The organism is Saccharobesus litoralis, from assembly GCF_003063625.1.
Lineage (GTDB): Bacteria > Pseudomonadota > Gammaproteobacteria > Enterobacterales > Alteromonadaceae > Saccharobesus > Saccharobesus litoralis.
This window is the reverse complement of record NZ_CP026604.1, coordinates 2,743,879-2,770,453: the sequence shown is the minus strand read 5'-3', so window position 1 is coordinate 2,770,453 and position 26,575 is coordinate 2,743,879. Positions and strand designations below refer to the sequence as shown.

At 39.6% G+C, this 26,575-nt stretch carries 22 protein-coding genes and 1 pseudogene; 3 read left to right on the top strand and 20 right to left on the bottom strand.

The window, feature by feature from the left end; genetic code table 11:
* Positions 1-124: 124 nt before the first annotated feature.
* The 10 genes from C2869_RS09770 to C2869_RS09725 all read right to left on the bottom strand — a co-directional run bounded on the left by C2869_RS09770 (position 125) and on the right by C2869_RS09725 (position 11,353).
* Positions 125-3,631: a methyl-accepting chemotaxis protein gene (locus C2869_RS09770; protein WP_108602758.1), complete on the bottom strand. Its 3,507-nt coding sequence runs from the start codon at positions 3,629-3,631 to the stop codon at positions 125-127.
* A 281-nt stretch (positions 3,632-3,912) separates the two neighbouring features.
* Complete coding sequence (locus C2869_RS09765) at positions 3,913-4,407, bottom strand: chemotaxis protein CheW (protein WP_108602757.1); 495 nt, start codon at positions 4,405-4,407, stop codon at positions 3,913-3,915.
* A gap of 1 nt (position 4,408) precedes the next feature.
* Entirely contained in the window at positions 4,409-6,559 is a 2,151-nt protein-coding gene (locus tag C2869_RS09760) for a chemotaxis protein CheA (RefSeq protein WP_108602756.1), read from the bottom strand.
* A gap of 7 nt (positions 6,560-6,566) precedes the next feature.
* A complete protein-coding gene (locus tag C2869_RS09755) occupies positions 6,567-6,929 on the bottom strand; it encodes a response regulator (RefSeq protein ID WP_108602755.1) in 363 nt (120 codons plus the stop codon).
* Between the two features lie 19 nt (positions 6,930-6,948).
* A complete protein-coding gene (locus C2869_RS09750) occupies positions 6,949-7,227 on the bottom strand; it encodes an STAS domain-containing protein (RefSeq protein WP_108602754.1) in 279 nt (92 codons plus the stop codon).
* Between the two features lie 120 nt (positions 7,228-7,347).
* Positions 7,348-7,908, bottom strand: coding sequence for an SCO family protein (locus C2869_RS09745; RefSeq protein WP_159084123.1), 561 nt, complete (start codon positions 7,906-7,908; stop codon positions 7,348-7,350).
* A gap of 49 nt (positions 7,909-7,957) precedes the next feature.
* The gene (gene cyoE, locus C2869_RS09740; protein WP_108602752.1) at positions 7,958-8,893 is read right to left on the bottom strand and encodes a heme o synthase; all 936 of its coding nucleotides are present in this window, start codon (positions 8,891-8,893) and stop codon (positions 7,958-7,960) included.
* Positions 8,894-8,922: 29 nt separating this feature from the next.
* Positions 8,923-9,993, bottom strand: coding sequence for a COX15/CtaA family protein (locus tag C2869_RS09735; protein ID WP_108602751.1), 1,071 nt, complete (start codon positions 9,991-9,993; stop codon positions 8,923-8,925).
* Positions 9,994-10,001: 8 nt separating this feature from the next.
* Positions 10,002-10,535 (bottom strand): hypothetical protein, encoded by a 534-nt coding sequence (locus C2869_RS09730; RefSeq protein WP_108602750.1) that lies wholly within the window; start codon positions 10,533-10,535, stop codon positions 10,002-10,004.
* Positions 10,511-11,353: an SURF1 family protein gene (locus C2869_RS09725; protein ID WP_108602749.1), complete on the bottom strand. Its 843-nt coding sequence runs from the start codon at positions 11,351-11,353 to the stop codon at positions 10,511-10,513. The genes C2869_RS09730 and C2869_RS09725 overlap by 25 nt, the downstream gene beginning before the upstream one ends.
* A 27-nt stretch (positions 11,354-11,380) precedes the next feature.
* Between C2869_RS09725 and C2869_RS09720 the strand changes: the two genes are divergently transcribed.
* A complete protein-coding gene (locus C2869_RS09720) occupies positions 11,381-11,587 on the top strand; it encodes a DUF2909 domain-containing protein (RefSeq protein ID WP_108602748.1) in 207 nt (68 codons plus the stop codon).
* An 83-nt stretch (positions 11,588-11,670) separates the two neighbouring features.
* Here C2869_RS09720 and C2869_RS09715 read toward each other — a convergent pair whose 3' ends face one another.
* From C2869_RS09715 to C2869_RS09670, 10 genes and pseudogenes are all read right to left on the bottom strand, one after another.
* A complete protein-coding gene (locus C2869_RS09715) occupies positions 11,671-12,552 on the bottom strand; it encodes a cytochrome c oxidase subunit 3 (protein WP_108602747.1) in 882 nt (293 codons plus the stop codon).
* Complete coding sequence (locus C2869_RS09710) at positions 12,536-13,147, bottom strand: cytochrome c oxidase assembly protein (RefSeq protein WP_108602746.1); 612 nt, start codon at positions 13,145-13,147, stop codon at positions 12,536-12,538. The genes C2869_RS09715 and C2869_RS09710 overlap by 17 nt, the downstream gene beginning before the upstream one ends.
* A 51-nt stretch (positions 13,148-13,198) precedes the next feature.
* Positions 13,199-14,794: a cytochrome c oxidase subunit I gene (gene ctaD / locus C2869_RS09705; RefSeq protein ID WP_108602745.1), complete on the bottom strand. Its 1,596-nt coding sequence runs from the start codon at positions 14,792-14,794 to the stop codon at positions 13,199-13,201.
* Positions 14,795-14,809: 15 nt separating this feature from the next.
* A complete protein-coding gene (gene coxB, locus C2869_RS09700; protein WP_408011894.1) occupies positions 14,810-15,958 on the bottom strand; it encodes a cytochrome c oxidase subunit II in 1,149 nt (382 codons plus the stop codon).
* A gap of 651 nt (positions 15,959-16,609) precedes the next feature.
* Positions 16,610-17,233: a transcriptional repressor LexA gene (lexA, locus tag C2869_RS09695; RefSeq protein ID WP_108602743.1), complete on the bottom strand. Its 624-nt coding sequence runs from the start codon at positions 17,231-17,233 to the stop codon at positions 16,610-16,612.
* Positions 17,234-17,621: 388 nt separating this feature from the next.
* Positions 17,622-18,359 (bottom strand): annotated as a pseudogene (locus C2869_RS09690) (IS982 family transposase); the annotation flags it as partial.
* 53 nt (positions 18,360-18,412) lie between these two features.
* Positions 18,413-18,826: a hypothetical protein gene (locus tag C2869_RS09685; RefSeq protein ID WP_159084122.1), complete on the bottom strand. Its 414-nt coding sequence runs from the start codon at positions 18,824-18,826 to the stop codon at positions 18,413-18,415.
* A gap of 55 nt (positions 18,827-18,881) precedes the next feature.
* A complete protein-coding gene (locus C2869_RS09680) occupies positions 18,882-20,063 on the bottom strand; it encodes a hypothetical protein (RefSeq protein ID WP_108602741.1) in 1,182 nt (393 codons plus the stop codon).
* Positions 20,064-22,730, bottom strand: a complete 2,667-nt coding sequence (locus C2869_RS09675) for an ORC-CDC6 family AAA ATPase (protein ID WP_108602740.1) — start codon at positions 22,728-22,730, stop codon at positions 20,064-20,066.
* A 72-nt stretch (positions 22,731-22,802) separates the two neighbouring features.
* Positions 22,803-23,966, bottom strand: coding sequence for a Druantia anti-phage system protein DruA (locus tag C2869_RS09670; RefSeq protein ID WP_108602739.1), 1,164 nt, complete (start codon positions 23,964-23,966; stop codon positions 22,803-22,805).
* A gap of 423 nt (positions 23,967-24,389) precedes the next feature.
* Here C2869_RS09670 and C2869_RS09665 point away from each other — a divergent pair, with 423 nt between their 5' ends.
* Both C2869_RS09665 and C2869_RS09660 read left to right on the top strand, forming a co-directional pair.
* Positions 24,390-25,079 carry a hypothetical protein gene (locus C2869_RS09665; protein WP_108602738.1) on the top strand — a complete coding sequence of 230 codons (690 nt, stop codon included), beginning with the start codon at positions 24,390-24,392 and terminating at the stop codon, positions 25,077-25,079.
* A gap of 527 nt (positions 25,080-25,606) precedes the next feature.
* Positions 25,607-26,407, top strand: a complete 801-nt coding sequence (locus C2869_RS09660; RefSeq protein ID WP_159084121.1) for a thermonuclease family protein — start codon at positions 25,607-25,609, stop codon at positions 26,405-26,407.
* Positions 26,408-26,575 lie beyond the last annotated feature (168 nt).

The window sequence follows — 26,575 nt, the reverse complement described above, 5'->3', positions numbered from 1 at the left end:
TTAGCCAATCTAACTAACTTATTTCAAAAGAGAAATTACGCATAATTGCATAAACGCCAGACTACTAAATGCAATCTGGCGTTTCCAGTTTTTTTAACTAAAAGTGTTAAAGTGACACAAAATGTTAGAACTCTTCCCACTCCTCATCGGACTCTTTAAACGATAAACCTGCCGGTGCTGGCGCTGGTGTTTTTTTGTCGTAACTTCGACTTGGCACCGGCGCAACGGAATCGGGTGCATTACTAACGTATTCCACATGACGACTATCTCCCCCACCTTCGACTGTAAAAAACGACAACAATTGTTTCATCGCTCTGGCTTGCTCAGACATAGACTCACCGGCTGCCGAAGCCTCTTCAACCAACGCGGCATTTTGCTGAGTCATTTCATCCATTTGGGTTACCGCCTTGTTGACTTGCTCAATACCCGAACTTTGTTCATTCGAGGCCACTGAAATATCGGCAATCATCTGACTCACTTTTTCAACAGCTTGCACTATCTCTTTTAGCGTTTCGCCAGATTCATTAACAAGAGACGAGCCATCTTCCACTTTAGCCACGCTATCACGAATAAGATCTTTAATTTCCTTCGCTGCTTCCGCTGAACGCTGAGCTAGGTTGCGTACCTCACCTGCGACAACTGCAAACCCTCGACCTTGTTCACCCGCTCGTGCAGCTTCAACTGCCGCGTTAAGTGCCAACAGGTTAGTTTGGAATGCTATTTCATCGATAACGCCAATGATGTCAGCAATACGTTTACTCGAGTCGTTAATTTCAGCCATACTATTAACAGCTCGTTCAACAACACGTCCGCCTTCTATCGCTTTAGATTGCGCATCTGCAGCCAATTCATTAGCCACACCGGCATTGTCTGCATTTTGCTTAACCGTACTGGTCATCTCTTCCATTGAAGACGCGGTTTCTTCTAAAGAAGAAGCTTGTTCTTCAGTGCGCTGGCTTAAATCAGCATTACCTTGGGCAATTTCATCAGCACCAGAGGCAACCGTATTGGCCGATTGATTCACGCGCGCAATAATCTCGGTTAGTTTGGTCACGGTTTGATTAGCATCTTCTTTCAACTTACCAAAAGCGCCTTGATAGTCACCTTCAATTCGCTTAGTCAAATTACCATGTGCCATGGCGTCAAGCATTTCGACTGTATCGTCAATCACGCCTTCGCACACACTAACTAACCGATTTAAACCATTGCTTAATCCTGCAAAAAATCCATCCTTGTCATCAGTCGCTATTCTAGCGGTTAAGTCACCAGCTGCGGCACTATCTACCAGTTGGTCTATTTCTTTTTCAATAGCCACTTCAGCTGTTCTATCGTTCCACTCGACTACGGTACCTATTCGCTCACCATCAGTACTGATAATGGGGTTAGCTACCAGTGAAAAACGGCGACTCCCTACGCTAATTTCTGTTGCATAAGTTGTAGTTAAACTATCAATCAAACGCTGCTGGTGTGCTGGGTTTTTATGGAATACATCCATATTTTGTCCCAACAAATTTTGCGCATTAAAATTCGGCAATGCTTGGCGAATATCTGATTCCGCGTTACGCATCATGCTATGAATAGCCTCATTCATATACACAATAACATTAGTATCATCAGCGATCATGGTATTGGTTTGCACATTATCCAGCGCTTGGCGGACGCGTAAATTCTCCTTCGCAACACTTCGCTCTTGTTCAATTCGAGCTAGCAACTCAGTCTTATCTTCCCACTCAACGACGGTACCCACTCGATCACCTTCATTGTTGTAAACTGGAGTTGCGATTAAACCAAATGTCAATCCAGCTAGTTTTAAATCGGTTTGGTATTCACTGGTCATTTCGTCCAGTAACTTACGTTGATGAGCTGGGTTTTTATGATAAAAATCGATATTAGTGCCAATCAATTGAGAAGCATTAAACTGTGGTAAAACAGTCTTAAGCTTGGCTTCATTGGCATTCAACATACGACTGACTGAGTCATTGGTATAAACAATATTAAAGTCATTGTCAGCTAACATCACATTAGCTTGGCAAACATCTAACGCGGATTTAATTCGCGCATTTTCAGCAGCGAGTTGCTGCTCAGCTTCCTGCTTAGCTAGCTGCTCTGTAATATCATTCCACTCAACAACGGTTCCCAAGCGCTGGCCAGCATCATTAAAAACTGGGGTGGCTATTAAATCAAAAGTTAAACCAGCAACAGGTAAACGTGTACGATAAACCTGATCTAAGGTCGCTAACATATTGCGTTGATGACTTGGGTTTGCATGAAAATCATCCACGCAAGTGCCAATCAGGGAATCTGCTGAAAACGAAGGTAATGCGGTGCGAAGTTTGGCTTCGTTTGACTTCATCATCTGCTTAACAGAGTCATTGAGATAGATAATATTCAAGTCATTATCAGCCATCATGACATTAGCTTGACATTTATCTAACGCCGACTTAATTCTCGCATTGTCTGCAGCTAGCGCTTCCGCTTTCTCTTGGGCCGCTAACTCTTCTGTCATATCTTGCCATTCAATAATGGTCCCAAGTCTTTCACCGTCAATACTATTCCAAGGTGTAGCAATTAACTGAAACGTTAAGCCCACCACTTTAATCTTAGTTTTGTAGGGTTCTCGAAGTGCCTTGAGCATAGTACGCTGATGTGTTGGGTTTTTATGAAATATATCGACACAAGTCCCGACCAGCGTATCAGCATTAAAATTAGGCAGCGCTTGACGTAATTGAGCTTCACGCGACTTAAGCATGCTCATATTTTCGTGATTAACAAAAACAATATTAAGCTCATTATCTGCTAGCATGACGTTGGCTTGACAGACATTCAACGCATTAGCAATATTGGCATTTTGCTTAGCTTTTTGTTCCGCTGCTTTTTGCTGTGTAATATCAGAGGCGTACTTAACGACTTTAAACGGCTTACCATCCATGTCGTAAATGGGATTATAAGAGGCTTGCAACCAAACCGTTTGCCCTGCTTTATTGACTCGCTTAAATTCACCAGCAAGAAACTGGCCTTGACTTAGTTGTTGCCAAAAAGCCTGATAGTCTGCTGATTGTGCATACTCTTTGTCGACAAACAGCCTATGATGCTGGCCTTGTACTTCACTTAAGCTATAGCCTGCCGTTTTTAAGAAGTTATCATTCGCAGTAATAATGGTGCCATCAAGGTTAAACTCAATAACGGCTTGCGAGCGGGATATAGCATCAAGTTGGCCTTGATTATCAGCCGCAGCCAATTTTTGCGAAGTAATATCAGTTGCAAATTTAATAACCTTAATTAAGCGTCCTTGTTCGTCAACAACAGGGTTATACGACGCTTGGATCCAAATTTCTCGTCCACCATTAGCAAAGCGCTTATATTCACCTTGATGAAATTCACAACGATTTAATTTGGCCCAAAAGTCTCGATAATCCTGTCCATTGGCATATTGAGGATCAACAAACATACTGTGGTGTCGACCTTGAATTTCTTCTAGTCGATAACCCATTGCAGATAAAAAGTTCGCATTCGCTGTTATGATTGTTCCATCAGGATTAAATTCAATAACTGCTTGAGACTTGTCTAATGATGCGAGCACTAAGTCGCTAATCGACTTTTGCTTAGATTCTTGTTTACCAAACCATCCCATGTGGATCACCACCTCTGTTTGACTATATTAAATTCCCAATTTTGGTTTTTTAAAGTTAGTCGAGCTTTATGACAATTACCAGAAAATAGAAATGAAATTTAATAACTAACTTATTGATTAGCTTGTTTTATTGCGTGAAATTGCAAAAAATAAAATGATGAAGGAAGATGCAAGCAGCTAGTATAATGGCTAGAAAAGCCAAGTAAGTCGGACGAATAAAATAGGACAAATATAGAACTAATAAAAAAGAGTAGAAGGCTCACTTCTACTCAAGGGTTGTTCTAATCAAGAATATTATTCAAATCGAGCAGGATTAACATTTTATCGCCCACCTGACCTAACCCCGTAATAAATTCACTATTTTGATTGTCGCCCAAATCGGGGGATACATTTATTTGGCTCTCACTAATCGCATGTACATCTGACACAGCGTCCACCACCAATCCCATAATTTTATCTTTATCGTCCTGCTTTAACTTAAGTACGATAACCACAGTCACCGCACTGTATTCAGCATTGGCTAAACCAAAACGCACTCTTAAATCAATCACAGGAACGATAGTTCCTCGTAAGTTGAGAACGCCACGGACATAGTCAGGTGAGTTAGGAATTGATGTACATTTCTCCCAACCTCTAATTTCTTGTACCGATAAAATATCAACACCGTACTCTTCACCATTCATGATAAAGGTTAAGTATTGCAGTAAATCACCAATATGCTCGTCGCCCTCTTCACTTGACTCAACCAAGCGAGCATTTAATTCTTCTATGTTCATGCTAGATGGCCTCCGCTGCCTGATTATTTGCTAATGCATTCACTCTAACGGCTTTTCGTAAACCAGCAAGCTTAACTAAACCACCTATATCAATGATCAAAGAAACTGTACCATCACCTAAAATAGTCGCTCCAGAGATCCCATCCACTTTACGGTAATTAGCCTCTAAGCTCTTGATTACAACTTGCTGTTGCCCTAGCAGCTCGTCCACCCAAATCCCCACTTTGCCATTATCACTTTCAACCACAACCAGTAAGCCTTCTGCTAATTTTTTACTTTCTGATTCATGATTAAACACTTGGTGCAAACGGATAATGGGTACGTACTCTTCTCGCAACCGCAATACATCGTATTCACCGCCAACATTATTAACCGTTTCAGGGTTTATTTGCAGCGACTCAATAATGTTTATTAACGGGATAATATAAACATGCTCACCAACACGAATTAATTGACCGTCAAGTATGGCCAAGGTGAGCGGTAGACGAATGGTAAAAGTTGCGCCTTCACCGCGACGCGATTCTAATTCAACCGAACCATTTAACGCTTGAATATTACGACGAACAACATCCATTCCAACGCCTCGTCCAGATAAGTCACTGACTGCGTCTGCTGTTGAAAAACCTGGCTCAAAAATTAACTCGTTAATTTGTTGCTCAGTCAATTCATCTGTGTCTTTAATCAAACCATTTTCAAGCGCTTTTTGTTTGATTTTATCTGTATTCAAACCTCGCCCGTCATCAATAATTTCAACGACAACATTACCACCTTGGTGATAGGCATTAAGCGTTAAAATTCCCGTTTCATCTTTGCCAGCAGCTAAACGGTCTTGAGGCGTTTCAAGCCCGTGATCCATTGAATTGCGTACCAAATGAACCATGGGATCGGAAATTTTTTCCATCACGGTTTTATCTAGCTCAGTACTTTCGCCCTTTAACACAAGTTCAATTTGCTTACCTAGCTTTTTACTTGTATCACGCACTAAACGCGGAAAACGACTAAATACAAAGCTGATAGGCAACATTCGAATGCGCATCACACTTTCTTGCAAATCCCGTGTGTTATGCGCAAGTTGTGCCATGCCTTCTTGAATACTCGAAAGCTTATCGCGGTCAAACTCACCATCTGTTAATTGATTCAGCATGGCTTGGGTAATAACCAGCTCACCCACCATATTAATTAAGGAATCGACTTTATCTATGCTCACTCGAATAGAGCTGGATTCAGTGCTAGCTTTCGGGGTTTCTTTTTTTGCAGGAGCGGCTTTTACATCTGTGCCACTAGGTGGCTCAACGGCTTGAGGCTCTTCGCCTTTTTCTGGTTCTTGCTTTGACTCTGGAGTTTGCTCGTTTGTACTAGCGGAAGCAGCAACACTTTCAGCTTCTACATCAAAGCTATCATTACCTTCCCCCGCTGACTGAGCTGATTCCACCTTTTGAATTTGAATATCCGATTCATCAATTATCCAATCAAAGATTTCATTAATCGCGGCTTCATCACAACCCGACTCTAATTCAATTTGCCAATTAAGGTACAAGTTGTCAGCTTCAATTGCATTTAATGTGGGTACTTTAGATACATCTATTGCAAGCTTGGTTTTACCTAACTCAGCTAGCTCCTGCATCATGAAAATAGGTTCATTACCGGTTTTTAATATATCAATTCCCGGCTTTAACGATATTGACCAATGAGCATTACCGGCAGGTGCTTCGGGCTGTGGTTCAGATTCTGTTGCTGACGTTAAGGCTTGCTGGCTGTCTTCGCCACCATTAAGGATTTGTTCAAAAGCTGCTTTGAGCTCTCCACTCACTTGGGTATCAGGCTCTTCACTGTTACGTAAAGCACCCAGCATATCCCGTAAACAATCTACCGACTGTAGAAATAAATCAATTTGATTTTGAGTTAGCAGGCGTTGACCATCACGAATTTGATCTAATAAAGTTTCGACTACGTGAGTAAATTCAGATACCGACGTAAAACCAAAAGTACCGCTACCGCCTTTGATCGAATGCGCAGCTCTAAAAATGGTATTAATGGTTTCACTATCCGGTGTGCCCGGCTGCAGATCCAGCAGCTCGGACTCCATGGCATCAAGGCCTTCAAAGCTTTCCTCAAAGAAAACTTCATAAAACTGACTGAGATCAACGCTCATAATAAAGTTATCTCAAAACTTTGTTAATTGTCGCAAGTAGTTGGTCTGGATTAAATGGTTTAACAATCCATCCTGTGGCTCCTGCGGCTTTACCTGCCGCTTTTTTATCTAGCCCTGATTCTGTGGTCAACATCAACATTGGCGTGTATTTAAACTTAGGCAATGCCCTAAGCTCTTTAATAAGGGTGATACCATCCATGTTGGGCATATTGACATCAGAGATGATCAAATCAAATTCTGCACCTTTAGCAATTTCTAATGCATCAACACCGTCTTTTGCATCCGTTACGTCAAAACCCGCTTTTTTTAACGTAAAGGTCACCATTTGACGCATTGAAGCTGAATCGTCTACAGCAAGAATTTTTTTCATTTTCCGATTCCTATTATTCTTAATTTAATTCTAAATATTCGTCGAGACCAACAGCTGTCGCCGAACTCACAAAAACTTGGCTGGGTTCCCGCCAAATTATTCTATTATCATCTACCGCTAGTGATTTTTTTAATGATACAAGTAATTGCAGTACCGCAGAGTCGACTTTTTCAACCTTGCTTGCATCAACTGTAATACAACGACCTAAAATATAGATTTCGTTAAACTCTTGTAAAAGAGCTTCTGCCTGAGCAATAGTTGCCGTCGCGCCAAGCTCAATAATCACTTCATCTGCCATAACAAAAAGAACCTAATGTCCTGTCCTAAATATAAAATTATGCGGCCTGTGTATTTCAATATTAGAATGCTTACTAAAAATTGCCATGATTTTTTTAACTTACTCATTTTTATGACGAATTTAAGCTTTCACTATTTCTAACAGGTTGACCAATTTCGCATAATCAACCACAGGTGGGGTCAAAGAAAAGTCTGGTTTGACTAAAGCTGCAATCTTACCTTGCGGATTAATTAATACGATTGACGCAGAGTGGTTAACTAAATAATTATCCTGACTTGTCCCTTCAGTCATCGAATATACCAACCCCAACTCTCGGGTAAAAGGAAGTAAATATTTGTGTTCGGCCGTTACACCTACAAACTGAGGGTGAAAAAACGGTACGTATTGCCCTAAAACCTCTACACTATCACGCTGCGGATCAGCCGAAATCATCACGACTTGAACATTCTGGTCAACAGCCTGGAGATGCGCATAAACACTGGCTAAGCCTTGCATAGTCGTCGGGCATATATCTGGGCAATAAGTATAGCCTAAAAACACAAAGCTCCATTTATTTTGCAGCTCAGCGTTTGTGAATACTTTTCCCGTATGATCCACTAGCTGAAAAGGTGAAAGGTTACGTTCAGGCTGATAGATACGTACATTGCTCAACGTATCTTCAGGGATAGGCTTATTATTCAAATAAAAGCCTAATAGCACCCCGAAAATAAGCGCGCACAATAAGGCAAAGCTAATATGGCTGCGATTCATAAATAGTTATTATTGAGTGATCGACAAGTAAAACAATAAACAACAACATTAAATGAAAAATAGAGAATTTAAAAACTTTAAATGCTAAACCGGTGGAATCGTTAAACTTCAATTGCCAAGCCAAATATAAAAAGTAACCATTTAATATTGTTGAACCAAGCAAATATAACACACCAGACAAACCAAATAACCATGGAAAAAGCCCGACTATCATTTGTAACGCTGAATAGAGTAATACCATGGTTTTGGTAAACTCAAGGCCATGCGTAACAGGCAACATAGGCACTTTCGCACGAGCGTAATCCTTTTGTCGATGAATAGCTAGCGCCCAAAAATGCGGAGGTGTCCAAGTAAAAATGATGATAACCAACAATAACGCATTGGGGTCGATTTGATTGGTAACCGATGTCCAACCTAATAACGGAGGCATAGCCCCAGCCAATCCACCTATAACAATATTTTGCGGTGTAGCGCGTTTTAAATACAAGGTATAAACCACTGCATAACCAACTAAGGAAGCCAGGGTTAAATGTGCTGTTAATGGATTAACCGCTAAATATAAAATCGCATACCCGACAAACCCGATGACACCTGCAAAAATAAAAGCTTGAGATTGGGTAACTCGGCCTTTAGCAACAGGTCGGTTCTTGGTACGAGCCATTTGCACATCAATACGATAATCAACTAAATGATTAATTGCTGCCGCGGCCGAGGACAATAAGCCAATACCAGTTAAACTTGCGATGATTAACAATGGCTCTGGAAATTGTGGAAGAGCTAATAACATACCCACCAAAGCGGTCAATAAAATCAATAAAACCACTTTAGGCTTGGTGATTTCGATATAGTCCTTAGTTCGGCTACTCAACTGCTCAGTTTGTTGAACTAAAGAAGACAATGCGTGATTAATTTGCATATTTATAATACTCCGGCCAGTTCCATAGGTTAGTTAACTAACGCAGTTTGTTTATCAATTGGTTTGCAAAAGATTCGGGAGTTTTGTTGTTGCGACAACTCTAATTTTAGATGCTGATAAATCAAAGTCAGACTAATAACTAAACAACCCAGTAATAACAAGGCCACTAAGTTATGCAACACAGCTACGCTTAGCGGTAACATAAATACTATATTGCTCACGCCTAAACTCACTTGAAGAGTTAATAATCCGGTTATTGCCAACGCCACTTTTTTCGCCAATGGTGACTGACTGATAAACCAAAGAGCTAAGGAAAATAGCAAAACAACCAAGGTTGTAACTAAAGCCCCAATCCGATGAGTAACATGAATTGTCACTCTTTGCGCGTGATCTAACACGCCATATTCATAAGTGTCAGCCATTGGGCTAATCAAAGAAAACGCCGCTTTCGGCTCATATAAACTGAGCCAATCGCCTTGGCAAACGGGTAGGCTTGTACACACTAAAGCTGCGTAATTGGCTGACGTCCAACCGCCAAGTAAAATTTGTAAAACAAGCACACATGTAGCAATAACACCTAACCGAAAAACAAACCGACTATGCAACGCAAACTTGTTGAACAGTACTTTTGTTGAAAGCTCAACTCGACGCTCACTTTGCCGCAATGCCAACAGTAGCAATAAGCAAAATACACTAAAGCCACCAGCAAGGTGCCCCATAACCACGACTGGCATTAAATTCAGTGTCACAGTCCACATACCCAGCGCAGCTTGAAAAATAATAACCGCACTTAAAGCTAAACAATGCTTTACATACTGGCGACGTTTAATTGCCCAAACCATCAAGCCAAAAACAAGCAAGCCCAACGTACCTGCAACATATCGGTGAACCATTTCGTTCCAAGCCTTGTCAGCTTCTATCACTCTATCAGGGAAACGTTGTTGGGCTGAGGCAACCTCGTCACCTTGCGGAACCGTTAACAAACCATAGCAACCAGGCCAATCCGGACAACCCAGTCCAGCATCCGTCAGCCTAGTATAGGCACCAAGTACAACTACCACTAAAGTAAGGATGAGACATAATTTAACCAATTTATTCATGACACCTCCTACCCGACTTTAGACAACTTAAGCATTTTATTTAAGTCTTTCAGTAAATCTCTCGCGGCCATAATAGCCTGCTGTTTATCTTCACTAATCTGATAACGCATCATGACATTCCCCATGGGATCGGCAATATAAAGCGCTTGCGGACTGTCATGCATAAAACTCAATTTGCTTATGTCAGCTACTGATATACCTAGTAAATGGCTGCCTTGAACCAATTGGCTAGAGGCATTAATGGCAACCGTACTGACTCTATCTTGGTTTTTACCCAATGCGGTATGCGTTTGCTGCATTACGTATAAATTGTTTTGACATTGCTGGTTACATACCTCAGGTACTTGATACATAACCAACCATTTTTTCTCTGTAGAATGAATAGCCAAATGATGGGAACGCAAGGGACTTAACAACTCTCCCTTATTGGTACTACTCGGATTAAACCATCCCATTTTTAACACAATATAAGCCAACAACACGGGTAGTAAAAAGCAGGCTGAAATGAGCAACATATTTAATTTTTTGGCGTTATTCGACATTGCTTGGTGAACCTCCATAAGATAAGAATTAGCCAAGTAGCTGCTAGTGCAAACCACTGTACTGCATAGGCTTTATGTTTTTCAGCTGGCATAACCGTTTGTTGCCAATGACTAATGTAATAACTGGGTTGTAATGGCTTTTGTTGATGGCTTACTTTTTCCGCACTTTTATCCGCCACTTTATCCGCAAGAATCGGATTACCCTGCAAAAGCTCGACTTCATTTGCTGTTTTACTTTGCAAATTGCGATTGAGTAAAACAAAAGGTAATAGCTCAACATTTAGCACCTCTTGCAAAACACTAGGAATAACCTGCTGTAAACGCTCACTCGTTTTAAACGTATACGGCAGTTCCGTTTGTAGCAAATTCACTTTGGGGTAATGAACAACAGCTTGAAAAAGTACTTTGTCTAATGGCAGCTGAATGTTGGTCATCGGCATCATATTCTGGTTTGCCGGTATCCACCCCAAATTCACTAAAACATGCTGGCCGTTAACTAATGCCAAAAGTGCAATAACATCAAAACCCACTTTTTTATTCACAACTTGGTTTTCTAACAACCACATAAAGTCAGGTTTAAATTGTCCTTCGACAACAACAATATAGTCTTGTGCCATCTCAGGTTGAGTCGGTAATTGATTAATGCCTATGACTTGCTGCCCTTGTAAAGCATTAATCCGTTCCATGCGCAGTTGCTTAAAGTCCGCTCTATCCAACTGCCAAAAACCTAAACTCATTAAAGCCGTAAACACACTAATCACAAATATTGTGGTTAAAACTTGTACGTTAGGCCAAAAGCCACCTAAAGTAATTTGCAAGACCACCTCTAATTAAAGGAATGCGTTATGTTGATCAAACTTGTTATTGTCATTGCTCTACTATTCGTTTTGTACAATTTATTTCGTGCCATGATGATTATGGTTAGAAACGAAAAAGAAGTCGCAATGAGTCACTACTTAGGTAAACGACTACTTTTTTCTGCGGCAATCATTTTACTAATCATCCTCAGTGCCGCATTGGGATTGATACAGATTAATCCAACCCCATACTGATGCTTCTCAGCTTTATATTCAGCATGGTATTCACCATTGCAACCAAGCCTGTCAAAAGCAGGCTTGATTGCCCAAAACACTATTTAAAGAACATAAACAAATACAAACAAGAACAGCCAAACCACATCAACAAAGTGCCAGTACCAACTCGCAGCTTGAAAGGCAAATTGATTATCGTGACTAAAGTGCCCAGCAAGAACTCGGAAAAACATCACGGCTAAAAAGATCGTTCCCAAGGTGACATGCAAACCATGAAACCCAGTCAATAAAAAGAAGGTATTGCCGTAAATACCTGACTCTAAGGTTAAGTTTAAATCACGATAAGCATGAATATATTCTTCGACCTGCAGTACCAAGAAAATACAACCAAGTACAACCGTAATACCTAACCAAGTAGTAAGCTGCTTACGTTTATTTTTCTCTAATCCCACATGTGCTATATGAACCGTAAACGAAGATGCAATTAAAATAACCGTGTTAATTAAAGGCAGCCCCGCCCACCCCATGGCCGTGGTTTCGGTTCCCCCCGGCGTTTTTATTAGCGGCCAAGTCGCTTGAAACTCAGGCCACAGAATTGCAGCGGTTGAAGCATTATTCGATGCGCCATCCAACCAAGGTATCGATAGCAATCTTGCGTAAAACAATGCACCAAAAAACGCAGCAAAAAACATCACTTCCGAAAAGATAAACCACTGCATGCCTTGACGATAACTGCGGCCTAGCTGCGCGCTATACATACCCGCACGTGATTCGTTAATTTGATCGCGAAACCAACCAAACATCATCACAAGCAATACAACAATCCCCAAAATCAGTACAGTTTTACCCCAACCGGGATCGCCAGTTTGATGTATCTTAGAGACCGTGGTCCCCGCCCCTAAAGCGACAAGAAATAACGCTGTGGCGCCAACTATTGGCCAAGGGCTTTGTGGTGGAACATAGTATTTTTCATATTGACTCGACATCTTGATTATCCTCCGTAGCGGCAGATGCCAATTGTTCTGAACCCACTTTGTATAACGTGTAAGAAACCGTTAACAGTGTTATCGATTCAGGAAGGTCTTGGTCTAAAAAGAACTTCATTGGATAGGTCACTTCTTCTTTACCTTGAAGTTCTTGTTGAGTAAAACAGAAACACTCTGTCTTGTTTAAATACAAAGAAGCCTGCCCTGGTGAGACAGAAGGAATAGCCTGAGCAAACACTTTGTACTGGCTAGGGTTTTTTACTTTAAAAGCCACTTCACTCATTTGCCCAGGGTGCAGTTGCACTTTTTGGGTTAATGCTTGAAACGACATGTCGTTACCATTAGCTATACGAGTAATAAACTCGACTGTGACAATGCGGCTCTCATCAATAGGATCAACATCCGTACTGTTAGCTTTAACCACAACACGGCCATTGATCCCCGTAACTTCACAAAACACATCGTATAAAGGCACCATGGCGAATCCAAAGCCAAACATAGCTAACACAGCGAAGCATAATTTAGCCACTAACTTGCCGTTATTAGCCTCAAGCTGCTGCTTACTGTTTTCACTGATTTGCTTTTTTTCACTCATAGCTAAGTACTCAGTTATGAAAGCTGTGTTTGTTAATGGCTCTTGCGCTAATTACTTAATCTTAGGTGGTGTATCGAAAGTATGATAAGGCGCGGGGGAATCCACCTGCCACTCTAAACCTTCTGCGCCTTCCCAAACCTGAGCATCGACAGGTTCACCTTTTTTACGACACGCTTTGATTAACACAGCTAAAAAGATCAATTGCGATAATCCGAACGCAAAGCCACCAATACTGATCCATTGATTAAAATCAGCAAACTGAATTGAATAATCAGGAATACGTCTCGGCATACCCGCTAAGCCAACAAAATGCATAGGGAAAAACAGCACATTAACCGAAATGAGAGAGCACCAAAAATGCGTTTTTGCTAACCCCACGTCATACATAACGCCAGTCCATTTAGGTAGCCAATAATAAGCGCCAGCAATAATAGAAAAGATTGCTCCCGTCACTAACACATAATGGAAATGTGCAACAACGAAATACGTATCATGATATTGAAAATCGACTGGCGTTATCGCTAACATCAGTCCAGAAAACCCACCAATGGTGAATAAAATAATAAAGGCGATAGCAAACATCATGGGCACTTCAAACGAGATTGCGCCTTTCCACATGGTTGCCACCCAGTTAAACACTTTTACCCCAGTTGGAACCGAAATCAGCATAGTGCAATACATAAAAAACAGTTCACCAAACACCGGCATTCCGGTAGTAAACATGTGATGCGCCCATACGATAAATGACAAACCAGCAATAGAAGCGGTCGCATAAACCATTGACGAATACCCAAATAATTTTTTGCGACTAAAAGTAGGAACAATGGCTGATATTACACCAAAGGCTGGTAATATCATGATGTACACTTCTGGATGACCAAAAAACCAGAAAATATGCTGGAACATAACGGGGTCACCACCACCAGCGGCATCAAAAAAACTCGTGCCAAAATATTTGTCAGTCAACACCATAGTGACTACACCAGCCAGTACCGGCATAACTGCAATTAATAAGAAAGCGGTAATTAACCATGTCCAGACAAACAAAGGCATTTTCATCCATGTCATTCCCGGTGCGCGCATATTCCATATAGTTACCACCACATTAATAGCACCCATGATTGAACTGATACCCATGATATGCACAGAGAATACAAACAACGCTGTCGAATCACTGGAGTAAGTGGTTGATAATGGTGCGTAGAATGTCCAACCAAATGCGGGACCGCCACCTGGCATAAACAAAGACAATAATAAAATGAAAAAAGCAAATGGTAGGATCCAGAAACTTAGGTTATTCATACGAGGCAACGCCATATCGGGCGCACCTATCATCAAAGGGATCATCCAGTTAGCAAGCCCAGTAAAGGCAGGCATAACCGCACCAAATACCATGATTAGACCATGCACAGTGGTCATTTGATTAAAGAAATGCGGCTCAACAATTTGTAGCCCAGGTTGAAATAATTCTGCGCGGATCACCATAGCCATGGCACCGCCAATTAAAAACATAATAAAAGCAAACCATAAATACAAAGTACCAATGTCTTTATGGTTGGTTGTCAGTAACCAGCGCTTAATCCCTTTTGGCGCACCATGGTGATGATGCTCTTCGTGTTGCTCGTTGTCGTGGACTAATGTTGTCATTATTGTTCACCGTCCCTATAAGCTATTTTTCATAAATTCGAATACATCTTTGACCTGAACCAGATCGCCTGTATCGTTGCCCCAAGCGTTACGCTCGTAAGTCACTACTGCGGCAATTTGTTTTTTAGTTAATTGCTTACCAAATGCCTGCATAGCCGTTCCACCGACCCCATTAACCACAACGTTAATATGAGTATTAATATCCCCTGTCACTACACCTGTCCCCACTAACCCAGGGAATACACCTGGTAATCCTGCACCATTGGGCTGATGGCAGGCTGCGCAATTAGCCAGATAAACCTTTTTCCCTTCCGCCATTAGCTCATCCATAGACATATTCATGGCCAACAAACGTTGCTCTTCCTCTTTGGCTTTGCGGCGTTGCTCAACTTGCATATCCACCCAAGCTTGATAATCGCTTGGTGATTTAGCGATAACCACAACAGGCATAAACCCATGGTCTTTACCGCAAAGTTCAGCGCATTTACCGCGGTAAATTCCAGGTACATCAACCTTTGTCCAAGCTTCGTTGATAAAACCGGGATTAGCGTCTTTTTTCACTGCGAAGTCTGGCACCCACCATGAGTGGATAACGTCATCAGACGTCATTAAAAAACGAACTTTCTTACCCGTTGGGATAACTAATGGTCGATCTACCTCAAGTAAGTAGTTTTCCCCTTTATCCCACTTACCCGTGATCTGTTCTGTAGGTGTTGCAAGCACACTGTAAAAATCAATATCATTTTCCATGTACTTGTAATGCCATTTCCATTGAGAGCCTGTCACCAAAATACTGACATCAGGTTCAGACGTGTCCTCCATTGCAATTAACGTCTGCGTAGCCGGTATTGCCATGACAATTAAGATGATAAACGGCACTACGGTCCATGCTATTTCTACTTTTACACTTTCGTGGAAATTAGCCGCCTTATGACCGCGTGATTTACGATGAAAAATCATCGCCCAAAACATTAAACCAAACACTACAACACCAATTGCCGTGCATATGTAGAAAATTCGCATGTGTAAGTCATACACATCTGCGCTAATAGAGGTAACGCCTCGCGTCATGTTTAATGGCATAGGTGCCGATTCTGGAGATGCAGCTAACACAGCTCCCGTACAGCAAATAAAAGCGAGTAGAGATAAAATAACCTTTTTCACCAAGCAACTCCCCTTGTTGGCAATCGCGCTCTAGCTCTAATGGTTTATGGCTAGTTCGCACCTTTTTATTGTGACAAGCTCAGTATCTAGTAATAAATAAACTGGGTGGCTGATTCTTTTTTAGTCAGCCGACAAATAAAAATTAGACAGTAATTTGATATACGTCCAATAAACTTACATTTTTTTAACAAGGTTATTGAATTAAAAGAGGTTTTAAGAAAGGCAAACAAGAGCTAAAAGCCGCTAAAAACGTAGGTTTTCGCTACTTATCTGAACAAATATCTAGCAGTTGGATTTTTTTACTATAAGAAGCTTAGAAATAGATATTAAAAATGAAAAGAGATAATAGGCCACTGATGCCAATATAGAAAATGGTAACTCAATTGCCTAAAGCAGCAATTTAGCCAAGCACTGAAGGGAAACTAACAAGCCATGCGTAAGATACGCACGGCTATATAGTCTTCTCGCTCAGGTCTTATGGTTCATTGTCAGCGCTTACTCACCCCAATCACATAGTAGAGCATATGCTCATGGGGGCTCGAAGCTTGCCTACATGGATGTAGGTAAGGAGCGAGAGCACGGATGCGGTAGCTTTGACGGCTTCCCCTAAAACCTGATCACTTTGACTATAACATCAACAAACAGGTTTTATTACATCCAAGTCGTGTTGCGAATAACACCAACGGCAATCCCTTCTATTTCAAAAGGTGTTGAGGCTAAATCCACTTTAATAGGCGCAAACTCTTGGTTTTCAGCATGAAGTAAAATTTCACCACCATTCTTCTCAAAACGCTTCACCGTGACATCCTCTTCCACTCGAGCCACCACAACCTGACCATTACGCACCGATTGCGTTTTATGCACAGCCAATAAATCGCCATCCATAATACCAATATCTTTCATGCTTTCGCCTTCAACCCGCAATAAATAGTCAGCATTTGGCTTAAATAAGTTGGGATCCACTTGATAGCGGCTTTCTACATGCTCTGTCGCCAAAATAGGTGAACCCGCAGCCACTTTACCCACTAAAGGCAAACCTTCATTTTCACTTTCATCATTAGCAGCGCCAATTAGACGAATACCACGACTCGTGCCCGGCATTATTTCTATAGCGCCTTTACGTGCTAACGCTTTTAAATGTTCTTCCGCTGCATTAGGTGATTTAAAGCCTAATGTTTTAGCTATTTCAGCTCGTGTTGGCGGCATACCAGTTTCTGAAATATTATCTTTAATTAGTTGCAGGATCTCTGCTTGACGAGGAGTAAGTGGCTTCATTTTAGTGGATCCGTAATGGCTGCTTACCTGTTAGTATATACAGGCTGTACAAATACGCAAACATTCAATAAAAAATTATTGTTGATCTGTCGGGTTCAGTTTATTTCTGAAAAAATCCAGGGCACATAAACTTTTACAAATTTACCGCGTAGCCAAAAAGACTAAATAGGTCAAAACTTGAATAAATAAGCTCTTTTGAGGGTTTTAGCTATATATTTAGATACCAAAAATCATTTTGGCAGAATTTGATTTACTAAAAGTAATGAACATTAAGTCATTTCTAAAGTTGGTAATAGTTCAGAATTTACCTCTTTAATCCGATAACAAGCTGTTATAAAGAGTTCAGCACTGCTCATGACTCTAGTTCAATAATTAACCTGAGCTCTGGTTAAGCCAGCATTAAATTGTTGCTATTTAATAGCTCCAGTTCCTCTGCTGTTAAATCTAATGATGGCTTCTCTTATTTTAAACTATATGCGATTAAACCGCCAAGCAAATTCAGCATAAAGCCATGTGCGCTGCGGTGTCTGGAGTGCTCAATGTACGAAATGTTTTTCAATTGGTCATTCACTGTTTCTATTATGAACCGCTTTTTAAGTATGGCTCTATCCCATAATGAGATGAATTTTTTCTTCATGTTTTTACGGATTGTTGTTATCAATTCAACTCCCTTTTCAAGCAACTCTCCCGATAGCGCTTTGCTAATATAACCTTTGTCACCATAAAGTTTACCAAATAGTGACTCTGTCATTTCAGGGACTGGTTTGCGATCATCTATGTTCCCCTCTGTTAGTTTCAATGAAACTATTTCACCGAAGTGATTGATAACTAAGTGTAACTTAAAACCAAAAGACCATCCCATTGTGCCTTTACCATGTCTAGCAACTCCCTCAAACACCTTGTTTCTTTTGGCTCTGATAATATGGCAAACCTCTATTTTTGTAGAATCGACAAATTGGATACCGGTTGGTTTACCAAGCTTAGATGTTAAGTAACTACACATAGGAACAACGACACTAGAAGCAATCCCAATAAACCGCGTATAGCTTAATAATCTAGGAAAATAAGACTTCAAGTGCCGGCAAACGTAGTGAAGGTAATAATTTTTGAAATCTCGATAACCCGCCAGTCCTAAATAGCTGTTTGATAATAGAGTTATGAATAGGGCTGTTAAGTTTACTAATCATTAGAGCCAAATCCAGGATAGAGTTTTTCACTTTGGCTCAGTATTAAGGATAGTTTTTTAGATGCTTCTTCCTTCGGGAAATTGTTATATTCAATATCGCGTTTTAATGCGCTTATGTCATGAAACTTCTTATAATACCATTTACATTTCTCTTCAAATTTCATTCTTGAAGACAGTGTAATTGCGGTTCCAGGAATAGCCGCAAATAAAGCCATCTGAAATTTACTAAACAGCTCTGTTCCATCAGCAACAGCTATTGCCGTTAAAAAGCTTGCCAATATTGATGTAACTATAAGTACGCTAGAATAGTAGTAATTTTTTCTAGCATGTTTAAGTGACTTATTAATTGACTTGTCTATTTCGTCAATCAATGTACTTGGCGTCGATGTTTGATTTTTGCATTCCATTTAAGTGTCTCTATTCGACTATTTTTGTCTCTAAATTAATATAAAGCTCTTATTCTTATATGGGCGTTAACTCTAACTCGCCAATTTTACTAACTATTCGTTTAACGTTACTAATACTTTCAAACTCCAAGAGCCATTTGTCTCCAATTCCATTGGAGTATCGGTTTGGGTTAAATGCTCCTGGTGACGCATGAAGCACAGAACATTCGCTTCTAGCGTACAATGCCAATGCCACCCCAACAGCCTGAAGCTTTGATCCCATAGGAACAATAGTTATCCTTTTACCCAAATTACTATCTGCCAGCTCAATCAAAGCAGCCAGGATTTCCTTATAGTTTAAAGTACAACAACGCTTACTATTTTCTTCAGTTAAGGGAGGCTGATAACTATCTGAATCTTCGGTTGTGAATTTCTTCAAATAGTTTTCAACAATACTTTTTTGGTACATCGTACGCCATTTTAAAATTTCTTTTTTGGGTTCACCAAATATCCAGAAACAACTATCTTTGTTTGAAGAAGAAAGAAGTTGCTCATCAATTTGCTGGATACACCTCCCCATTCTAGTCATACGGTATGAAGGAATAGATATTAGGAAAGGCTTGCCAACTTCAGGAAAATGTCCAGGGTATAATTCATTCTCATTTACCGCACTTACGCCAGTTTCGATTAATGGCTCTTTCGAAGAACTAGCTAACGCTTCGCTTATACAAGCCTCTGGGTTTGAATGGTATTCTGAGCTTTGGGGGAAGTAGTCTGTCGGCTCTGCATAAAATATACTTAAGCCTAACTCTAGATTTGAACTTGTAAGTGTTTGCAACACGGACAATATAAATCTATTGGAGGCTGAGCTAATGTCAAAGAAACAACGGATGATTTTTTTTTCTTGACTAATATTGTCTAATATTTCATTGATTTTTTTACTGATAGCTAACGGACTATCGGCACAAACTTCACTAGTATGGATTGAGTGGGACATAAAAAAATTAGTTATACTAGCTTCGTTTATCTCATTTTCTACTTTATTTGTTTTATATTTCCCAACTAAAGCATATTCACATTGAAACTCAGAACAACTTTCTTGAACAAAAGCAAGACTTCTATCTTCAAACCCAACTGTAGTTATAACTAAATCAAAGGTTTTAATTTTATCATGATTGAAAAGCGTAATATCAGGAAGGTCTATACAGGCTTCACTGACTGAGAATTTATTTAATATACCCGAACGTCGCCTAACCATTTAACCATCCTCCGTTTCATATTCTTCTGAGAATAAATCGTCCATTCCTTTATTTTTTAGATACCTACCATCCATAATGCTCTTAAACTGAGCTTGATCTGTAAGAAGCATTATCAATTCTTTAACTGTTTTTATTTCAATGTAATGATTTTTCCCTAGCGCAGCTCCAGCTCCAGGAAGGTATATTCTTCGAAACTCCCATCTAAGTGTGCCTTTCTTATTACTTTCTTTGCTCCTACCATGATCTAATTCAATGAATATAGCTCTCCTCAATAACTCCTTCGCAACTTGCGCCGCTAACGGGTTTTGCTCTTTCAACTGCAGCATTAAATCATCCCCAAAGTCCAAAGTCATTTCAATCCTAGGAACCATTCTTGGGTTAATCGATTTGCTTTTTTTGTTAACAAGATCTCCATGAATAAGCAGGTTGGTGACAGTCGCACCAAAATTTCTTACGACCTCTTGTAACTCAGGTCCATTAGGGTGAAAAGCTTCAATTCTCTCCAAGTAAGACCTAGATATATTTACAATGGATCGATGTTGTACTGCTTTAGAAATTTGTTTTGTCGTAACTTTCTTGACTTGCGCTAAAGAAAACATCGTTCTAGCTACCTGCAAGATTGTTGCAATATCACCGCTCCAAATGTCGGCCAACACCTCTAACCCATGATAAATACTTTCATTTTTGACACCTTTGTTAGCATGTATAGCCCTAGCAACAGATATATATGTGTCATAATCACTTTTACCGATTAGTGATTTTGTTGTGCCCGACCACTTTGCCATACGTAAACGGCGATCAATTAGATTCTCAATAAAATGTTGAGCATCTTTTCTGCGTTTAGCAGAAGTGGTTTCAGCTAACCCAAGCGCACTTAGTAAATGTGCTCCAGCGTCAATTTCATGAAATTCACGGTCTGCTTCAATACGGATATTGCTGTTGTCTTTGGGAGAAAAGCCGTATTTTTCACAAGAAATTTTAAATATGTGTGAAGCTCTTCTTTCAAAGACAATTTTATTGATTAATTTTTGAACGTCTATTGGTATCCTATAACTAGTATAATCATCCAATAAAAAGGCAACTGGATTTACTCGAAAATACCTCGAACTGCTGCTTAATGAAGATGTTAGCTCAGCTAAATAGTTATCAGGTAGCTTTTTACAGGTTTTGGTACCATTTAGCATAGATGCACTTAGCTTAAGCCTTAGCTTGTCTAAAGATTCCGCAGCTTGCCAAGATAATGGAGTCCCTGAAAATCTTCTGCTTAGCCAATCATCTCCCAAATAAGACTTAGTTATGTTGACTAATTCCTCTTCGGTCGAATCTAAAATACAAAAATAATTACTTGCTACCTGATTTTTTTTGACACTTGCGATACTTCTGAATAATTCTCGCGCTACAACTATATTAAAAAAAGTTACGACTTCATCGCTATATTTATCAAGCAAGTCTCCACTTTTGTCTCTTGAGAAAATCGAAAGGCTATTTTGTAATTCTGTGGCGCAACTAACAAAAACGCCAAAGAAAGGAAGAGATTGAATTTGCTCTAAATTACCAGTTTGGTTATGTAGGTGAGCACGTACACTCAAATAACGTAACATCATTGATTTACCACATCCTCTTGGACCGGTAAGTACAATTGAAGCCTTAGATGTTACATCATCCATCCATGGGATGTTATCTACAAATAAATCCAAAAGCATTTGATCACTTGCCAGTTGTTCAGCTGAAATAGCATCGAATGGATGGAAAGTTTCTTCAAACTCACTGTCTTGGTAACTCAAGTAATGCTCAAGCTTTTTCAGTTCACTTTGAATATCAGCATATAGATTTGGGAAAAATCGCTGAGGATCATCACAATTTAGGGACTTTATTACTCTTTCAAAATGTTCGAAAAAAAGCCTGTTATTTGAGACCGTTCTTCTATTTTTAATAAGGACGTTGAAGATATCGACTAGTATTTTTGTGTAGTGGAGTAAATCATCATATGGCTTACTATTTTCTTGTTTATATGGCTTTAAGCTACCAGTATCTATGACTTTTATATTTAATTGATCTCTGTCTTCATCATCAAATATTAGATCACGTTCCGGTGTCAACACCATTACATTTCCATAATGCAAGTCATCATGTTTTAAATTAACTCGATTTAGAAAACCCAGAGCTTTGTTCAATTGAATTGACAACTTGCTGGCAAAGTACGGTGAAACTATGTCGTCTCTTCTATTTAACAAAGACTCCAAAGTTTCTCCCTCTACCCAATCTGAAATAAAGCACACAAATTCATCAAAGCAATCTTCTTTTGGCATTCCCTCAAAAAACTTCACCCTGCCACAAGATTTAGGAATAGAAAACAAATTGCTTGCAGGCTGCAGTAGGGTTGCTAAACGGGATTCATGAAATTCATCACGACTGTGATCGTAGTCTTGGGGGATAGTAAATTTCGCCGCATATATAGCATGAGTATCGATATCTTTAACTTTAAGAACAAAACCCTTAAAACCAATTCTACCAGATACATTAGAAACTTTGCCGCTTTCATCCCTTTCCTGGATCTGATATCGAGATGAACTGTTACCTGATGCTGATTTTAAAGTAAATTGTTCAGGAAGGATAGGAGAGTCTTTAAGCCATGTCCGCAGACGATCAGACATTTGGATACGCATTATATTTCCCTATTTGGTCACAGTCCCCTTAAAGTTACGCAAAAAAAACTAAAATGCAACTAAATTCTAACCCTAAGCCGAGTAATTAGAGGTAAAGCAACTAAGGAAGTATCCATTTACATCAAAGCATCTCCAATCAGGGTATCTTATAGCTCTAGGCTCAGCCCATCGTTCTAACCAGTATTGCGAGTATTCTTCAGAATCTAGTAGAAGCGCTCGACCAAAACTACCTCCTGACATCCCAGTTTTTAAATCGTCAAAAAACTCGAAAAGAAATACCTCTCTTCCAAGCCCATGCTGCAGATACTCAGAGTTAAGCCCTAATATCTTCAATGCTCTAACTGCATTTTGCCATTTAGGCTTTGGCCCTTTTCCATAGCCGCCATTGTGGTATATGTTATGCGCCTTAAGTATTCCAGTAAGCTCCTCAAAATATGGTTCTAAATGTATTGTCCCATATCCTCGAGTATAACCTATTGGTCTTGCTAAAAGTCTATCTTGATATTTAAGCCTGTTGTATATCGAACTACGCCCAAAAGCACTAGTTGTAGTAGCACCAACCAGCGGTTGTTCCACTAATACATTATTGATTTGCGATCTCTTTCCAGCATATTTTGACCAGTATACTTGCCTAATTGCATCAGCTCCTACAAGTCCAGCGACCAACTTCCCCCCCAATAAATTGGAATACGGGGGGATTGCACCTAATGTGTACACATCCAGAGTTTGATTAACAAGTGGTAATTTCTGATTTTCGGGGTAATCAAAAAGCTGATCTCTTGCTTTTAGATCAGCTGGGGGGGATTGTAAACCTATAATCCCAATAACAGAGTCGTGAAAATCATCCCAAACAATAAATCTAATTCGGCGACCATACCCTTTTGAATAAGGCATAGACCAAGAATGTCTTACCAGTTTAAAGAGCCGTTTAAATAAATTACTTTCATCTACATTAATCAGTCGAGGCTTTATTCTTGCCACTTCTAATTTTGATGCGCATATAAAATACTTTGACAATTTTTTATAGTCGGTGTCTAAGCGAGATAAGATTTTTTCATCTTGTTTAAATTTAGAATATTTGTGTAATTCCCTGATGTAATCTTTATCTCCCTGCTTAACCGAGCTTCGAAATTCATGATGGCTTCGAAGGATTTTATCTCTAAGACAATCCAAATCGTTTTGACTAAGGCCTTCAGTATCATCATCTTGGTAAGTTTTTTGGAAAGTATTCTGCATGACGCGATTCTATCGATATTTTCAATGTATTTCTAATACAAGCTTAATATTCCCATTGTTTTATTCAGTAAGATAACGGTTGAAATGAATATTTAATAAAAAGTAAATTTATCAACACATCAACTTGGCAAAAACATATTTACCACTATAATCTCGGATCCCTCCTCACTCAAAATAAAAATTCAAAAAATATTCATCTGCATGCTTTTTCTTCGTTTGCACGGGTTTTTCAGTGCATTTTAACAATGTGGTTATTGCAGATTGCACTCTGAACAACTAAAAATGATTCATAATAGTGCAACTAGCAGTGGAGTCTGAATTTCCGCCCCCCATTTCGCACTGTTTGCTTTACAAAGCCTAATTTATCACACTGTTAAAAAAAAACTATCAAGCTAAAAAGTCAAACAGGTAACCCTATATGCTTTGGAATATATAGACCAACTACTAACGAAACTTACCAAACCATCACTTCGATTTTGCTCCAGTGAAGAGGTGATAACAATTACAGAGTTAGAGGCAATCAGCCAAAAATATTTATACAGCTTTGGTGATGCTTTCAAGTTGCTAATCGAAAAAGGTGTAGAACTCCATCAGCCTTTGCATTCTAAAAAGCTGGGGAACTTTTATGTCAAAAAATCAGAAGCAATCCGCCATCTGCAATCAAGCGAGCAGAATAAATTTAATTGTTTGCTATCGATATCTGAGTTGAGCAAATATTTCTGTGTTCAGCCCGTGAAAATTAGAACAATGGCGAAACTATTTTCGTGGAAGAGCATACAAGTAAACAGAGCAAGTGCACAATACCCCCCCATTTGCATACAAAGGTTTAATGAGCACTATATATTATTAGACCAATGGTGTGCTCAAAGAGGGTATTCAAAAGCTAGTTTGTATCGATATTTATTGAGTCACAACCTCGATTGTATCGCTAACCAATATGAGCAAACAACGAAGTTACATATCTTCGAAAAATCTTCAAAACTAGAAAGTGTGGTGAAACAATACGAATTGAACTTCTCAAAAAATAAAAGATCAGCGGCAGCCTCAAACGACAATCTTGCTAGAGCATTTTCTTCTCCTCAGCAATCGTCCTTTTCACTATCCGTAGCTTAGTGTTTAAACACTATTTATGTTTACCAAATTAGCGTAGTTCCCCTTCCAAAAACCGCTTGAAAATTAAACTAAATTTCACTTCGTGACTGAGTTGCGAAGTGAATTTTTAGGTGTTTATATCTACCCCCCAAATTTCTACATACAACACAAAAACTTTCCTTGTTAGATCTGTAAGTAATTAAAACGTGATCTATTGTAAATTTTTCAAATTGAATCTTCGTTAGTTTCTGATACGATTAAAAATAATTCGCCTACAACTAGCTTATATACTGTTGACTCAGTTCTCTTTTAAAACGAATACCAATTTAACGTTAACGCGGATCTATACCTGCCGGTTTAACGATAAAGCGGATTTTCGCGATAATTTAAATAAATTATCGACCTCCAGGCCTCTATTTATCTAATGGAAAATTTATGTTTAAAACGGATCCCACACAACCGCTTGGCTGCTCTTGACGCAATAGCAAATAAAACTTTAATCTTTATCTCCTACACTTTAGTCATATCGTCAAATGGCAAGGACAGTTGTGAAACCATTATTTATTGCGCTTAGCCTCAGCTTATTAAGTACCTATGCCACGGCTCATTCATGCCAACCGAAAAACTTTGAACAAACTGAACGTGTACAACAAGTTATTGACGGGGACACCATACGCTTGCAGGATGGCAATAAAATTCGCCTTATTGGTATCGATGCCCCTGAAATAGACTATAAATCGACAAAGAATTCAGAACCGTTTGCGCACCAAGCCAAACAGCAACTAGAGCAACTTATCGGCCCAAGCAAAACCGTAAAACTGGTATACGACAAAGATATAATCGATGTGTATAACCGTATGTTGGCGCATATCCACAACGAAAAAGGTCAAAACTTGCAAGCCGCTATGCTGGATAAAGGTTTAGCTAAGCAGATTGTCATAGGTAAAAATGATAAGTTTTGGCGCTGCTACCGCGAGCATGAAACGGCAGCACGTAATGCACAACGCGGTATTTGGACAGATAAGTTTTGGCAACCTAAAGTTGTCGCTGACCATACATTAAACTCAAAACGCTATCATGAATACATAGGCCAAATCAGCAATGTTTGGACTGATGAAGACAATACAACCTGGATTGTACTGAATCGCGCTCTATATATCGGCGTTAAGCAAAACCAACGCAACATCCATCGATTATACGAATTAAATCGCTCTTGGGTTGGAGGTAAGGCTATTGTTAAAGGCAAGCCGTACCACCATAAAGGTCGCTGGCGAATAAACTTAACTCATCCTTATCAGATTATGATGCCCGGCGAACTTGCAATCTTGCCTAAACCACAAGAAAAATAATTTAAAACAACAACTTATTAAATCACTGTAGACACGTCAATTTAGATTTATTTCTTTATACGCACAGGCTGACTTGACGTTTTACTGCTACGCTTAAAAAGTTACGACCCGCAAAGAAGCGAGTGGTAACCGAACTACTAACTTCAACTACCCAATCTAGTTGAATTG